14 protein-coding genes are annotated in these 14,969 nt (G+C 35.3%); 11 read left to right on the forward strand and 3 right to left on the reverse strand.

Features of this window, described 5'->3' with window-relative positions; all coding sequences use genetic code 11:
* Positions 1–16: 16 nt before the first annotated feature.
* Positions 17–943 carry a MerR family transcriptional regulator gene (locus ACQ5H4_RS02135; protein ID WP_430773334.1) on the reverse strand — a complete coding sequence of 309 codons (927 nt, stop codon included), beginning with the start codon at positions 941–943 and terminating at the stop codon, positions 17–19.
* 255 nt (positions 944–1,198) lie between these two features.
* Between ACQ5H4_RS02135 and ACQ5H4_RS02140 the strand changes: the two genes are divergently transcribed.
* From ACQ5H4_RS02140 to ACQ5H4_RS02160, 5 genes are all read left to right on the forward strand, one after another.
* Positions 1,199–2,182, forward strand: coding sequence for a zinc-binding dehydrogenase (locus ACQ5H4_RS02140; protein WP_430773335.1), 984 nt, complete (start codon positions 1,199–1,201; stop codon positions 2,180–2,182).
* A gap of 158 nt (positions 2,183–2,340) precedes the next feature.
* Positions 2,341–2,736 (forward strand): GntR family transcriptional regulator, encoded by a 396-nt coding sequence (locus ACQ5H4_RS02145; RefSeq protein WP_160547006.1) that lies wholly within the window; start codon positions 2,341–2,343, stop codon positions 2,734–2,736.
* Positions 2,723–3,622, forward strand: coding sequence for an ABC transporter ATP-binding protein (locus tag ACQ5H4_RS02150; protein WP_430773336.1), 900 nt, complete (start codon positions 2,723–2,725; stop codon positions 3,620–3,622). The genes ACQ5H4_RS02145 and ACQ5H4_RS02150 overlap by 14 nt, the downstream gene beginning before the upstream one ends.
* On the forward strand, positions 3,597–5,585 hold the full coding sequence (locus tag ACQ5H4_RS02155) for a DUF6449 domain-containing protein (RefSeq protein ID WP_430773337.1): 1,989 nt from the start codon (positions 3,597–3,599) through the stop codon (positions 5,583–5,585). Before ACQ5H4_RS02150 ends, ACQ5H4_RS02155 begins: the two co-directional genes overlap by 26 nt.
* Positions 5,586–5,615: 30 nt before the next feature.
* Entirely contained in the window at positions 5,616–6,137 is a 522-nt protein-coding gene (locus ACQ5H4_RS02160) for an RNA polymerase sigma factor (protein ID WP_430773338.1), read from the forward strand.
* 50 nt (positions 6,138–6,187) lie between these two features.
* Here the strand turns inward: ACQ5H4_RS02160 and ACQ5H4_RS02165 are convergent, their stop codons facing one another.
* Positions 6,188–6,634, reverse strand: a complete 447-nt coding sequence (locus ACQ5H4_RS02165) for a YndM family protein (RefSeq protein WP_430773339.1) — start codon at positions 6,632–6,634, stop codon at positions 6,188–6,190.
* A 189-nt stretch (positions 6,635–6,823) separates the two neighbouring features.
* Between ACQ5H4_RS02165 and ACQ5H4_RS02170 the strand changes: the two genes are divergently transcribed.
* From ACQ5H4_RS02170 to ACQ5H4_RS02180, 3 genes are all read left to right on the forward strand, one after another.
* The gene (locus tag ACQ5H4_RS02170; RefSeq protein ID WP_430773340.1) at positions 6,824–8,185 is read left to right on the forward strand and encodes an aspartate kinase; all 1,362 of its coding nucleotides are present in this window, start codon (positions 6,824–6,826) and stop codon (positions 8,183–8,185) included.
* Positions 8,186–8,281: 96 nt separating this feature from the next.
* A complete protein-coding gene (locus ACQ5H4_RS02175) occupies positions 8,282–8,842 on the forward strand; it encodes a hypothetical protein (protein ID WP_430773341.1) in 561 nt (186 codons plus the stop codon).
* Between the two features lie 71 nt (positions 8,843–8,913).
* Entirely contained in the window at positions 8,914–10,152 is a 1,239-nt protein-coding gene (locus tag ACQ5H4_RS02180; protein WP_430773342.1) for a hemolysin family protein, read from the forward strand.
* Positions 10,153–10,191: 39 nt separating this feature from the next.
* On the opposite strand, the gene ACQ5H4_RS02185 is transcribed toward ACQ5H4_RS02180, so the two are convergent.
* Positions 10,192–11,547, reverse strand: coding sequence for a TrkH family potassium uptake protein (locus tag ACQ5H4_RS02185; RefSeq protein ID WP_430773343.1), 1,356 nt, complete (start codon positions 11,545–11,547; stop codon positions 10,192–10,194).
* Positions 11,548–11,780: 233 nt separating this feature from the next.
* Here ACQ5H4_RS02185 and ACQ5H4_RS02190 point away from each other — a divergent pair, with 233 nt between their 5' ends.
* The 3 genes from ACQ5H4_RS02190 to ACQ5H4_RS02200 all read left to right on the forward strand — a co-directional run bounded on the left by ACQ5H4_RS02190 (position 11,781) and on the right by ACQ5H4_RS02200 (position 14,946).
* Positions 11,781–12,719 carry an ABC transporter ATP-binding protein gene (locus tag ACQ5H4_RS02190; RefSeq protein WP_430773344.1) on the forward strand — a complete coding sequence of 313 codons (939 nt, stop codon included), beginning with the start codon at positions 11,781–11,783 and terminating at the stop codon, positions 12,717–12,719.
* A complete protein-coding gene (locus ACQ5H4_RS02195) occupies positions 12,716–13,663 on the forward strand; it encodes a DUF2705 family protein (protein ID WP_430773345.1) in 948 nt (315 codons plus the stop codon). The genes ACQ5H4_RS02190 and ACQ5H4_RS02195 overlap by 4 nt, the downstream gene beginning before the upstream one ends.
* A gap of 101 nt (positions 13,664–13,764) precedes the next feature.
* The gene (locus ACQ5H4_RS02200; RefSeq protein WP_430773346.1) at positions 13,765–14,946 is read left to right on the forward strand and encodes an alanyl-tRNA editing protein; all 1,182 of its coding nucleotides are present in this window, start codon (positions 13,765–13,767) and stop codon (positions 14,944–14,946) included.
* Positions 14,947–14,969 lie beyond the last annotated feature (23 nt).

A 14,969-nucleotide genomic window follows, 5' to 3' on the forward strand; every position in this document is an offset into this window, starting at 1 on the left:
GTCTTTTAACCACATATTAATCTCCCCAAAGTTTCCACCAGCTGCGTTTTTTTACTGGTTTTGCTGCGGCTGCTTCACGGAAAGCTGAAACCAAATCTTGAAATCCTTCTTCACGTTGATGAATATGACTAGTAAATTCTTGGAGTTCGTGAATAGATTCTCGAAGCTGCTGCTGATCCTCATGCAAAGAAAAGGCAACTGTGCGAACATCATTTTTGACATCTGCTACGGTTTGAGACACTGATGATAGAAGCTGGTCATTTTCTGTTTGAACGGCTTGGTTCATTTGCTCTATTTTTTGTTCAATGCTTTCAGAGGTTGCTTTCGAATGTTTCGCAATCGTTTCTGATAAGGTTCCGAATGTTTCAGAGGTATATTTCGAATTTGATTGAATCGCTTCTGTTAGTACTTGCATATCGGCCTTTCGTTTATCGTTTGATCTTTGAATGGACTTTGAAAGATCAACGACTGTTTGTAAAGATGAATTTGCTAATTCGTACTTGATTTCATCCATAAGGATGGAACGCTGTTCTAACATCTCTCGCCTTACTTCATGGATCACACCATCTTTTAAGATTTGAAGGCTAGCTTGAATGTCAGTTAATTGTAAGGAGTGCTCGTTTGTTTTTTCCGTCTCTGCTACATCTGTCGTTGCCAAAACCATTTCGAATGATTCGGAGGCAGATTCTGAAGGTGATTGTAAGTGTTTCTCTAAAAGAGTTCTAATCATCCCCTTGCCCACATTTTGAGCTCTCATAGCTGAAATTTTTTCTAAAAGTTTAATTTCAACACTTGTATAATAACGCGCACCTTGCTTTGTCCGCGGAATGACTAATAGTCCACTTAAATCTTTTTCCCACTGTCTAATGGTTCCAGAAGGAATTCCAAGTAGTTTTGATACCTCTTGAATAGAATAGGCTCTTGTAATTTCTTGATTTATCATAGTGACGTTCCTTTCTTATAAAAATTTAGTGGTGTGCCAATATTAACAATTATTCTCTATGAAACTAGTTAGATTCCTGCCATAAGACAAAAGCTATCAAAACTAGTGTTCTTTCCACAAAAGCTGAGGGGAAGTTTGGTTATTTGCGATTGTAGAGTCGAAATTAATAAAAAACCTCGAAATAATAAGGTAGAAACTGTAAGTGTCAAACGCTAAACTAAAGGTAGAGTTATAGAAAAACGGGGAGGGTAATGGATGAGAGCAATCGTATTACGTGAACTAGGAGGACCAGAACAATTTCGACTAGAGGAAGTGGAGAAGCCGATACCGAATGCTCATGAAGTGCTCGTAAAGTTGAAGGCGTCAGCTTTGAACCGTCGTGATATATATGTTCGAATGGGACAATACCCAGGAATTAAGATACCGGCAATACCAGGTGCTGATGGGGCTGGGGTGTTAGAAGTCGGGACCGAAGTCATTATTTATCCAGCATTAAATTGGGGAGAAAATGAAAATTTCTATTCAAAAACTTTTCAAATTATCGGTGTTCCTTCAAATGGAACCTTTGCTGAATACATAAAAATACCTAAAGAAAATATATTCTCGAAGCCTGCTTACCTTAGCTGGGAGGAAGCAGCAGCGCTTCCATTAGGAGGTTTAACTGCCTACCGTGCGTTGTTTACAAGAGGAAAACTACAAGAAGGAGAGACTGTATTAATCCCTGGAATCGGCGGAGGCGTTGCAACCTTTCTTCTACAAATGGCTGTTGCTGTAAAAGCAAAGGTATTTGTTACATCTAGTAGCGACGAGAAGATTAAAAAAGCGATAAGCATGGGAGCTTCGGGTGGTGTAAATTATAAAGTAGAAAGATGGGATCAACTATTAAAGGAGCAAATGGGTTACGCAGATCTCATAGTTGATAGTGTGGGAGGTTCTAGTTTTTCTAAACTCATCAATGTAGCAAATAACGGGGGAAGAATTGTTAGCTTTGGTGCAACTGCTGGACCAATTCCACAAATCGTCATGCCAAAAATATTTTTTAAGCATTTGGATATTCTTGGTTCTACCATGGGTTCACCAAAAGACTTTACAAATATGCTGAAACTGTATGAAGAACATCAATTACGCCCGGCTATAGATTCAGTTTATTCTTTAGAAGAAGTTCAGCAAGCCCAATATCGAATAGAGAATGGGAATAATTTTGGGAAAGTTGTGTTGAAACTATCCTGCAAGTCATAGTTATATTGCCTTACAAGCACCGTCATTTTAACCAAATGACGGTGTTTTTTTATTTTTTTTAAAAAAACCCTTCTATTTTTTGGACATTTAAAATATAATTCAACTGTACCATCTGTATTACGATTAATAGTACACTAGGTACAGATTGGAGGATGATCATGTTTGAGCTAGATATAAGAAGTCGAAAGCCAATATATGAGCAGCTGGTTGACAAGTTAAAAGAGCTTATTATTAGTGAAGTCATGAAAGCGGATGAACAGCTACCATCCGTTCGTGTAATGGCGCAGCAACTGACGATTAACCCGAATACCATCCAAAAAGCCTATCGAGAGCTTGAGATTCAAGGATATATTTATTCAATTAAAGGAAAGGGGAGCTTTGTGAGTCCAGATACTCCAAAGCAAAACAGTGAAAAAATGAAGACAATTAAATCGGATCTAATAAAACTTTTGTCAGAAGCTATGTATCTTGGAATCACTAGTGATCAACTCGTTGAGATCATAAAGGAAGTGGAATCCACAATAGGGGGAGGGAGCAAGAGTGATTCAATTTAGTAGGGTAAGTAAATCCTTTGAAGGAACCGATGCGGTTGAAAATATAACCCTCCATATTCAAAAGGGATCAATATATGGATTGCTTGGAACGAATGGAGCGGGGAAAACAACTTTATTAAAGCTTTTAGCTGGAATTTATGTTCCTGACCACGGTTCTGTATTGGTTGATGAGAGCTCAGTATTTGAAAATAGTTACATAAAACAGAGAGTTTTCTTTATTCCTGACCAACCATTCTTCTTTTCACAATACACACTAGCTGATATGGGGAAATTTTATGAAAAGATTTACCATAACTGGAATCAAGAGAGATATGAATTACTTGTGGATGCATTTAAGATCGATGAAAAAAGAAAACTTCATAAATTCTCAAAAGGTGTGCAAAGGCAAGCAGCGTTTATTCTAGCCTTGTCTACCATGCCTGACATCCTTCTTCTAGACGAGCCTATGGATGGACTCGATCCAGTTGTTCGGAAAAATATTAAAAGCTTAATTATTGAAGATGTAGCATCCAGGGAAATGACTGTTCTTATCTCGTCCCATAATTTGCGTGAAGTAGAAGATATTTGTGATTATATAGGCATTTTGCATAAAGGAGAGCTAATGATTGAGAAGGAACTTGATGACTTAAAGTCCGACACACATAAAATTCAAGTAGCATTCAAGGAAAATGTTCCGGAGAATCTATTTACCGATGTCAAACTTTTATATCAAGAGAAAAGAGGAAGTGTCTTTATCTGTATTGTTAAAGGAAAAGAAGCGGAAATAGTAGATAAAGTCATGAAATATCAACCTGTCATTCTCGATATTCTCCCACTAACATTAGAAGAAATCTTTATTTATGAAATGGAGGGTGTCGGATATGCCATCAAAAACATTTTTGCTTAACCCTGAGATATTCAAGTTAATGCTTAGGAGCTCAGGTTGGGTTTCTATTATTTATTTTCTTGTATTGTTGTTTGCTATTCCATTTGAAATATTAATGAGTACAACAAATGAACGTTTGATGTTTGAACCAGCGAATGTGTTCCAATTCAATCTGGAACTTCAATATATTTTACTAGTATCCGTGCCTGTTTTATTGCCCTTGTTCTTGTTTCACTTTATGCAGTCAAAACAAAGCTCAGATCTTATTCATAGTTTACCAGTAAGTAGAGAAAAGATATTCCATCAATACACTCTTTCTGGTTGGTTAATGGTGAACATCCCGGTCATCTTAATAGCAATGATTGTTTTTGTTCAGCGAAGTGTTTTGAATTTGCAATCTATAGTAGAAATTGACTCTATTTTTTATTGGCTAGGGATGACAATTCTTTTTAATACCATCATATATATAAGTACAGTGTTTATCGGTATGATCACTGGTATTTCAATTGTACAAGGAATTCTATCGTATATTTTTCTGCTTCTGCCAGTGGGATTATTTGTATTAAGTGCATTTAATCTACAGTTTTTTATGTTTGGTTTTCCAGATAGTTATCATCTAAATGGAAAAGTACAATATTTATCTCCGTTAACCATGATAGAAGCAATACAAGATATTTCTAATATGATCCTTTTAGGAATTTATGCAGGTATTTCCATAGTATTGTATTTCTTTAGTTTAGCGCTTTATAAAAAAAGGAAACCGGAATCTGTATCACAAGCTGTTATTTTTCCAATCTTAAAACCAATTTTAAAATTTGGAATGACTGTTTGCTGTGCATTATTGGCGGCTGCTTATTTCGGTGACTATCGTGAGCTTTCTGAAGGCTGGTTATTTTTCGGATATCTGTTTGGATCTTTTTTTGGCTATATACTAGCTGAAATACTACTCCATAAAACATGGAGAGTCTTTGGTCATCTTAAAGGCTATTTGTACTATGGTGGTATTTTAATAGTAATCATAGCTATATTTCAGTTTGATCTTACTAACTATGAAAACCGAATTCCAGAAATAGAAGATATCCAAAAGGTGCATTTAAGTAATGGGCCGTATCTTTATTTGAACCCGGAGGAAAGTGGCTATTCAAAAAACACCTTCTACTTAAATGAAAAAAGCAATATTGAATTAGTTCACGATTTGCATAAACAGATTCTATCCAATAAAGATAGTAAAAAAGCAACAAGTGAACAAAACGAAACCGCCTTCTTTGTGTACGAGTTAAAGAACGGAAAAAAAATGGTTCGTGAATATGAAATAAACAAGGATGATTATTTGGCGTATTATAAACCCATTCATGAATCAAAGGAATATAAAGAGGTGAACTATTCATTATTCAATTTAACAATGGATGAAATTAACATGATTACTATTGAGTCAATGGGATATAAAAATGATCGTGCCGTGATTTCTGAGAAAGCTGATATCAAGGAATTTCTATCAATTATAAAAGAAGATATACTAGCTTCGACGTATGAAGAGATGTATAGCTCAAAATCTTTTCAGTCTCATATATCCTTTTCATTGGATAATAGCAAAGAGTATTACGGATACGCTGATATCACTGCCTTAGCTACCTACAAAAGGCTTGAAGATTGGTTAGCTGAGAAAGAACTGCTTGATAATGCCTTTATCTCGGAGGAGGACATCGATTATGCTGTGGTTCTAGAAAAAGAGGACCTTGAAATTAATCCTGATGGATATTCGAATCATGAAGTGTTTACTAACATGAATAATCATCCAAACACCAAAACTTTCAAAACGAAAGATCAAATAAAAGAACTGATGAATATTACGGAAGATGCTTATTTACCAGATAGCCAAAAGACGTATGTAGTCGCCTATATTTTTAAAAATCAACAGGACCCTTATTTAGGAACGTTTGACGAGAGCAATGCACCTATATTTGTAAATGAAATGTTTAAATAAATTGATTACGGGGAAAGGGAGGGAGTGATCATGAATGAGCATTTATCGAAGGAAGATATGATGACGATTTGTTTTAGTCATCAAAAACTTCTCTTTCATATCGCCTTCGGTATCACAAGGGATTACCATTTAGCACAGGATGTGGTACAAGAAACGTTTTTTAAAGCATTTCGAAAAATAGATACAATAGTTGATGATGCTAAGCTCCGCTCATGGCTATCCTCGATTGCTTCAAGAACAGCAATTGATTTTGTGAGAAAAGAAAAAAGAAGAAAAGAAGTACTTGAAACTGAAATCACCTACCAAGAGGTGGCATCTCATAGAAATGTGGAAGAAGAAGTGACTTCCTTGTTATTACAGAATGAAATAACAAAAGCCTTTGGTGTGCTAAATGCCAATCAAAAATCAGTGCTTCATTTAAAAGTTGTAGAAGGGCTGAAGGAAAAAGAAATTGCCGAAGCTTTACACCTTAATCAAAACAATGTCAAAACTGTGTTATATCGAGCGAGGAAAAAATTATCTATGCATTTAGAAGAAAAAAACTATGCATAACATACAAGGAATTTATAGAAGGACGTTACTGCTTTATAGCAGTAACGTTTTTAGTTTTTCTTGCGCGGATCTGACTCTTCGGCAAATTCCGTCCCAAAGGCTAGCTTCTGAGAGGTTCGTAAAGGTATTTTCCTTTCTGTAGGAGTCAGTGGTTCTAACCGACCTAAAAGAAATAGATGTACAAACACCTCAGATATTCCGACTAATGTTGCTGCTATTATACTTCCCCACGCAATCTGTTCATAGCTGTGTAGGAGAATATTTCCAAAAATCCACACAATTGTGTAAACAGTGAAAAAATCGATTACAACAGCGGCACGGTTTCCAACCCTAGGTAAGATTATTTTATCTCCAATGAAATAGGAAACCATGGTGACCAAAATACTGAATGATAAGACTTCGGAAACCCCAGCTTCAAAGAACAGGTCAAAGGCGATAGTAAATATAATTGTACAGACAATGAACTTAAGAAGGATGATTTTAAAATTTGTGCGCATAGTTTTCACTCCTTTTTACATATTGTAAACGTAAGTTCATTTTCCATTCACCAGAGGAAAAGAAACATAAAAAAACTACATTGTCCTCTCTGAAAATACATTTGTCCATCTAATAAGGAAAAAATGCTTGATTCTTTACTACTTTGAAGCGATAATAAATATAAATTTTATTTATCAGGGGATGTTTACATGAAAGTAGCAAAATTCGGAGGATCATCTTTAGCAAATGGAGAGCAGTTACAAAAAGTATTTCAAATCGTCACAGCTGATCCTAGCCGAAAGGTAATTGTTGTATCAGCACCAGGAAAAAGAAAATCAGATGATATAAAAGTGACAGATTTGTTGATACAATGCGCTGAGCAGGGTTTAAAAGGTGAAGATACAAGGGCTACACTTGAGCAAATAATCGATCGTTACGATAGCATCGTTAAGGAACTCCATCTCTCAACAGATATTACTGAAGAGATTACAAATACTTTACACTCTTTATTATCTGCAGATAAATCCAATCCAGACCATTATATGGAGGCTCTTAAAGCGGCCGGTGAAGACAATAATGCAAAATTAGTAGCAAATTTCTTTCAATCAAAAGGAGTGCAGGCAAAATACATCAATCCAAAGGACGCTGGATTGTTTGTAACTGATGAGACAGGAAATGCACAAGTATTACAGGAATCATATGACAATTTATATAAACTACGAGAAGAAGATGGGATTTTGATCTTCCCTGGATTTTTCGGTTATACAAAGGCTGGAAATGTTGTAACTTTTTCGAGAAGTGGTTCCGATATTACAGGATCGATCTTAGCGAATGGAATAAAAGCAGATCTGTATGAAAATTTTACAGACGTAGATGCTGTTTATTCTGTAAATCCAAATCTTGTTCAAGACCCAAAAGAAATAAAAGAACTTACTTACCGTGAAATGAGAGAACTTTCTTACGCTGGCTTTTCTGTATTTCACGATGAAGCATTAATTCCAGCTTTTAGGGCAGGAATTCCAGTACAGGTTAAAAACACGAATAACCCGCTTTCACCAGGGACTTTAATCGTTCATGAGCGCAGTGTTCAAAATGGTCCTGTAACAGGTATTGCAAGTGATAAAGGGTTCTGTAGCATTTATGTTGGGAAATATTTAATGAACAGAGAAATCGGTTTTGGAAGCAGATTATTAAGAATATTAGAAGAACATGGAATGTCTTACGAGCATACTCCGTCAGGAATTGATGATATTTCTGTTATTTTACGTCAGGATCAAATGGATTACGAAACAGAACAACGTATAGTCAACCTTATTTTCACAGAGTTGAATGCAGATGAAGTGAAGGTTGAGCACGATTTGGCTTTAATCATGATTGTTGGTGAAGGCATGAGACAAAATGTTGGAACAACAGCAAAAGCTGCGAAGGCACTTGCCGATGCTGGTGTGAATATAGAGATGATTAACCAAGGTTCATCTGAAGTTAGTATGATGTTTGGTGTCAAAGAAGCGGATGAAAAGCATGCCGTAAAAGCACTTTATAATGAGTTCTTTGTCGGCGTACCGGTATAAGATGAGAGAAGCATGAGTTTTCATGCTTCTTTTTTTTGATATAATAATCTTGTTTTGGTGAAAAATAAAGGAAATATGAAAAACAAGAGGTTAGATATGCTCGAACAGACGGGAATCCATTGGATCATTTTAATCGTTGTATTTATCCTTACTGCTCTCGGATTATTGGTTATCTTACGAAAGAATTATGTAAGGTACGGCATTATTACAGGAATAAGCATCATAATATCCATAGCATTGTGTATGTTTTTCTACAGTAATGGGTTTTATCGATTTGTATTGCCTCTACCAGTTATTCTACCTACCGTGGCTATGAGTTTTACGTTTCTCGTGTTATTTTCCATTTATTATAAGCCGAAGCACCATACATTTATTTTCTACTTTACTATAATCAATCTTGTTTTCGCGATTGAAATAGTATTAAAGTATTTTCTCCATTTTATTGTGTATAGAGGTCCATGGGATACATGGGACTCGTATTCTCTTTATTGGGTATATATCCGTTTCTTTGCGTTTCTTGGTGATTCGTTCGTTCCATTGAAATATAGAAATCCTGTTTCTAGTGATACTAGACCATATTGGATTAGCTTTATTGTTGTTATTATCGGTACGATATTGGGCTTCATTTTTTTGCTAAATCAATGGCATGAGAAATAACATGATAGTGGCAAAATGAATTGGAATTTGGTAATGTTATACTCATCATAGATTTGTTTGGAGGATGATTTGTGTTTATAGCCATTATATTTTTTCTGCTAATGTCTTTTTTTCTATCTGGAAGTGAAACTGCATTAACTGCGGTTAATAAAATGAAACTTAAGACAAAGGCAGAAAGCGGTGACAAAAAGGCGCAAAAGCTTTTATCACTGGTGTCTAATTTGGACGAATTAATTACAGCGATATTAATTGGTAACAATATAGCTAATATTATGCTACCTACTTTGGTAACCATTATTGCCATTGAGTATGGATGGAATGTAGGGATTGTGACTGGGATCTTAACGGTTGTATTAATTGTATTTGCTGAGGTATTGCCTAAGTCAATTGCTGCAAGTTTTGCAGAAAAGATTGCCTTTCTCGTATTTCCAGTCATTCAGTTCATAATGATTATTTTAAAACCATTAACGTTTCTATTGTCACGCTTTACAAGAGCTGTCATTAAGCTTTTAGAAAAAGAAGATAAGGATGGCGTGTCTATTTCAAAGGAAGAGTTAATTACTATGGTAGACATTGCAGCGACGGAAGGTACATTTCAAAATGAGGAGACAAAAAGTATAAAGGGTGTTATTGATTTTTATAGCTTAGATGTTAGAGATGCATTAAAAACCCCGCGCATGGAAATACAAGGGATTCCTTTTGACTCGACATTTGAAGAAGCGAGAGAAGTAGTTATAAACAATCAATATACAAGATATCCAGTATATAAAGAAAATATGGATAATATAGTAGGAGTCTTCCATTCGAAGGGGCTATTATCTTGGTCAGTAGAACCGGATAAACCATTAGAGGATTTCACAGATAATTCCCCGTTATTTGTATTTGAATTTCACTCTATTGAAAAAATATTTAAAATGATGCTAAAAGAACGTAAGCATTTAGCGATTGTACTTGATGAATATGGGGGAACCAAAGGTATTATTACAAATGAGGATATTATAGAAGCCATGATAGGCCTTGAAATAAAAGATGAGACGGATGAAAATGAAGAGATTTTGATCGATGAATTAACGGACTCTCATATTATTTGTAATGGAAAGTTAGCCTTAAGAAGATTAAATGAAGTGTTTAAAACGAAGATTCCAGAAGATGAAGATGTATTAACTGGATTTTTATTAAAAGAGATGGGGCATTTCCCAGAGGAAGGGGAAACATTTGAATACCATCACCTCCACTTTGAAATGCTTGTAGTTGAGGATAATAAAATCAAGCAAATTGAAATAAAAAAGAAAACTCCACCATTAGTGTAAAAAAACTCCGTTGCCTTAGCAACGGAGTTTTTACTATAACTAACCAATAATAATGCGTTCTTTTGGATAATGGAACTTTTCTTTAATTGGGTTTCCACGGATGATGAATAAGAAGGAGAAGATTCCGATACGACCAATAAACATGACCAAAATAATGACTAGCTTACTGGCTGTACTTAAATCTGCTGTGATCCCCATTGATAATCCCGTTGTACCAAATGCTGAGCTAACTTCAAAGATAATCTCCATTAAACCAATTGAAGGCTCTAGAACAGCCAATATAATGACAGATGCTGAACAAATCATAACTGCCGTTGTGATGACAATATATGATTTAAGAATGTCTTCTTGTAAAATTTCCTTTTTAAATACTTTTATCGTATCTCGACCTTTTGCATATGTAAATATACTTAACATCATTATTGCAAAAGTGGTAGTTCGTATACCTCCACCCACACTACTTGGAGAGGCCCCGATAAACATGAGAATACATAAAAGTAGTAGGGTAGGGGTTGTGAATTCACTTACATCCATGGTCGCTAAACCACCATTTCTAGTAGTAACCGATTGGAATAATGCGTAAAAAAATGATTCATGCCAAGATTTCCCTGCAAAAAAATGATTATACTCAAAAAGAATAATGAGTAAAGTTCCACCGATAACTAAAAGGAAAAAAGTTGTTGTTGTTATTTTTGAAAATAAACTAAATCGAAATAGGCTATCTTCTCTACGAAATAAAAAGTGACGAACCTCAATTAGAACAGGAAAACCGATAGCACCAAGAATTAACAGTATGATGTTAACGAGTTGAACAAAATAATCATTAGCATATGGAAGCAGGGACTGACCGGTAATATCAAATCCTGCGTTCGTGGTCGCACTAACACTCATGAAAAAGCCATGTAAGAAGGCTTCCTGCCAATTGGGATAGTAATTAACCAAGTAAATCCCGAGTACTACACTCCCAATTATTTCAATAAAGATGATAAGATAAAGAATTTGTCTCATTAACTGAACCAGACCTGACAGAGTGGACTGATTTTGATCGGTCATAATTAACTTTCGTTCACGAAGTCCAATTTTTTTTCCCATTAGGAGCCAAATAAATGTGCCTAGTGTCATAATCCCAATTCCACCGAATTGAAGAATGAAAGCGAAAATGAATGTTCCTGCTACACTTAGCTTTTCAGAGATAGAGATGGTAGAAAGTCCTGTAACACTTACCGCACTAGCAGAAGTAAATAATGCATCAATAAAGGAAATGTCCTCTCCAGATTTTAATGTGATTGGAAGCATTAAAAGTACTGTTGATATAACCACAGCAAGTACGTAAAATATCACAATGATTTGAACGGATGATAGCTTTTCCATAAAGATTTTCGAACTAATTTTCATAATAAACCTCTTTAAAATATTCTAAACTTATTGTTGTTCCCATAAGTTCCAATTATACAAAAGATGTTGGTAATCGGGAAGTAGTTTGTTCATTGCTCAAACTGAAATCTATTATTATTTTAACAGAGGGTAGGGAAGAACAATGGAAGATAAATTATAATTTGTAACTTTTTTCAATTTCAATCGTATAGACTATTACAAGTTCTAAATAAAGGATAGAAAGAAGGGTGAAAATGTCTCAATATGCTCTAGAAGTTCACAATCTTACAAAGAAAATAGGGAAGAAACTGATTGTTGAAAACGTAACTTTCCAAATAGAAAAAGGAGAAATTTTCGGGTTACTTGGTCCAAATGGAGCAGGAAAAACAACCATCATTCGAATGATCGTCCATTTAATTAATCGTACAGAAGGAAAAGTCGTGATAAATGGACATGATTTAGATCAGTCTTTTAAAGAAGCAATGGGAGAAATAGGGGCCATTGTAGAAAATCCTGAATTTTATAAATATATGAGTGGTATGAAAAACCTAAAGCATTATATGAGAATGGCTACAAAGGATGTTTCAGTTGAAAAGCTTGATGAGGTCATCCGTTTGGTTGGTCTAGAACAAGCAATCCATCAGAAAGTAAGAACGTATTCTCTAGGAATGAGACAAAGACTCGGCGTAGCTCAAGCTTTATTACATAGTCCAAGCATCCTAATTCTTGATGAACCAACGAACGGACTTGATCCACAAGGAATAAGAGAATTTCGTGATTATTTAAGATTATTAGTGAATCAAGGTATTTCTGTATTGGTCTCATCCCATTTGCTTTCAGAAATGGAACTCATGTGTGATCGATTTGCCATTATCGAAAAAGGTAGGCTTACTCATATTTCCCGAATGGATGAAGCAGTCCAACTAGGCAGTCAAACAAAGCAACATGTGATGTTTGAGGTTGATAACACTGAACAGGCCTTTAACCTACTAGTAAATCAAAATTTGGGAGAAGGAAGAAAGATAGAAGCGGGTTTTATATATGCATCTATGGATCGGGAGACAGTCGCTAAGGCGAATCAGCTATTTGTCTCAAACGGACTACAAGTATATGAAATTTCTTATTTAAAAGCATCACTTGAAGATCGCTTCCTTGAGATAACAAATAAAGAAAAGAAGGAGCTATCGATATGATCGGTCTGATTCAAAATGAAATGATAAAAATCTTTGAGAAACGGCCAAGCTGGATTTATATTTCTATATTAATTATTGCAATGGTGATTGGTGGATTTATTTATCAAAGAATTAATGGAGAAGCCGATGAGAACTGGCGTGAAAATTTAGAAGCACAGAATGCTCAGTATAAACTAGAAATTGAGCAAACTCCCGCCGACCAAGATCCAACGTGGCTAGAAGATCAAATCAAACAAAATGACAGATTTCTTGAAGAAAATATAAATCCAACGGCAAAAACCAATTGGCATTTTATGAACGATGTCGTTATAGGTGTAACAACACTTGTCACCTTGTTTTCTGTTATTGTAGCAAGTGCGGTCGTCGCTGCTGAGTTTTCAGATGGCACAATTAAACAGTTGCTCATAAGACCGCATAAAAGATGGAAAATCTTATTGTCAAAATATGTTGCGGTTTTATTATATGCCATCATTTTAATGGCCACATTATTTGTCTCAGGATTTATTGTAGGAATTTTATTTTTTGGTCTAGGAGACTTTCAGACACCATTCTTTGAATATACGCTCGATGGACAAAAAGAGGCCATACTTGGAACGCAGTTTCTGTTAAAAACAGTCTATTTTCTTCCAAGTTTGCTAATGATCACTACGATTTCTTTTATGCTGTCCACTCTTTTTAAAAGTCAGGCAGTAGCAGTAGGGGTTGGAATTTTTGTTCTATTTGTTTCAACTACATTAGGTGGACTTATTATTATGCTCGCCGAAGAGTATACTTGGGCAAAGTTTCTTATTTTTCCACATCTAGACTTAACCGTATTTGCCTTCCAAGATAAGATTTTGGATAATATTAGCTTAAATGGTTCCCTATTGATTCTTACTGTATATTATATTGTGTTTATGATCTCAACGTTTGTTTATTTTCAAAAACGTGATGTGAGTATTTGAAACCGATAAAAACTAGTAGAGAGGTAGAAAATAGCTACCTCTTTTCTTTTTGTGATAAAGTAGGTGTAGCATTTCTTAACGAAAGAGAGTGTTATAGAAAAATGACAAAAAAACTATATTATGAAAATGTATATCAATCCACTTTTGTAGCAACTGTTACGAAAAGTGAAGACGATTATATTGTACTAAGTGAGACCGCCTTTTATCCTACTGGTGGAGGGCAACCATGCGATACGGGAACGATTAACGGAAAGACAGTTTCGAATGTCGAAGAAGTCAATGGAGAAATTCGACATTATATAAGTGACTCCATTTCTGTTGGTTCTAAAGTTGAGGGGAATATAGATTGGGAAAGAAGATTTGATCACATGCAGCAGCATGCTGGACAGCATATCCTCACTGCCGCATTTGTAGAATTATATGGTTATGAAACCATCAGTTTTCATCTTGGGTCAGAAAAAGTAACAATTGATCTCAATGTAGATAATATCTCTTCTAACGAACTGGAAAAAGTTGAGGAATTAGCTAACAAGATCATACTAGAACAAAGAAAAATAGAGACTAAATGGGTTTCAAAAGAGGAAGTAAGCCAATATCCATTACGGAAAACCCTTTCAGTTGAAGAAAATATCCGCTTAGTAATCATTTCGGAATTTGATTATAACGGGTGCGGAGGTACCCATCCACAAAGTACAGGTGAGGTTCAGGCGATTACTATATTGGGTACTGAACGACAAAAGAAAAAGACAAGGGTCGAGTTTGTATGTGGCAACCGTGTTAGAAAGCAGATTCATGATAAGACAACTGTTGTATCAAAGTTAACAAGTCTCTTACATGCACCTCAAAATGAACTAGAGACTGCTGCCCTCCGACTCATTGAAAGAAATAAAACACTTGAAAAAGAAATAAAGGTTCTACAAGAAAATATATTACAGTTTGAAGCTCAGGACTTATTAAAAAAAGCAATAAAAGTTGAACACTATAGAGTTGTTCAAGCTAGTTTTGCAGATAAGGGCCTTCAAGAGCTACAAACCGTTGCTCGATATGTTTTGGCTCTTGACCCGGAAGTCAATGTTCTTTTCGTTTCAGAGATAAATGGGAAACTTCAATTTGTGTGTCAAAGAGAAGAGTCGGCTATCAATATGAAGAATCTTGCTCAATCAATCTTACCAGTGATCAATGGAAGGGGAGGAGGAAATGAAAAACAGGCACAAGGAGGTGGAGAGGCTAAAACGATAACTTCTGATGCGCTGCTTACCATGCTTTTACATCAATTAAAATGAATGAGATTCAATTAAGGTCAAAA

Origin of the sequence: Bacillus coreaensis (assembly GCF_050586445.1) — a bacterium.
Taxonomy (GTDB): domain Bacteria; phylum Bacillota; class Bacilli; order Bacillales; family Cytobacillaceae; genus Robertmurraya_A; species Robertmurraya_A coreaensis.